At 66.9% G+C, this 420-nt stretch carries 1 pseudogene; it reads right to left on the minus strand.

The annotated features are described in order from the left end of the window. Positions 1 to 204 (minus strand): annotated as a pseudogene (locus tag B7L92_RS38585) (serine--tRNA ligase); the annotation flags it as partial. Between the last annotated feature and the right edge of the window lie 216 nt (positions 205 to 420).

Here is a 420-nt window from a genome sequence, read left to right on the forward strand (position 1 = left end):
GGCCTTCTCGTCGCCGGTCGCCTTGGGGACGAGCTTGCCGAGCGCCTTCTGCTCGGCGCGCAGCTCGTCGAAGCGGACGCCGGACGACCTGCGCCGTTCGTCGGCAGACAGAAGGGCGTCGACGAGCGCGACGTCCTCTCCACGGGCGCGCTGCGAAGCACGCACACGGTCGGGGTCCTCACGGAGCAGGCGAAGGTCAATCACACGGCCAAGGCTACCGGTGCGGTGTGACGGCCCACGACTCACTTGTGCAGCGAGGTGATCCACTTTCCGTTATGGAGGGAATTGTGGAGTATGTCCGGCGCGTCAATGAAGGAGGGTGCGCCTCCCCGGTGAGGGGCGGGTCGCGGGTGGCCGGTTGACTCGAATTCCTTGGCGGAAGCGCGACTTGGGACTCGGTTGTCCACAGGTGTCCACACC

It is taken from the genome of Streptomyces viridosporus, from assembly GCF_002078235.1.
GTDB lineage: Bacteria > Actinomycetota > Actinomycetes > Streptomycetales > Streptomycetaceae > Streptomyces > Streptomyces viridosporus.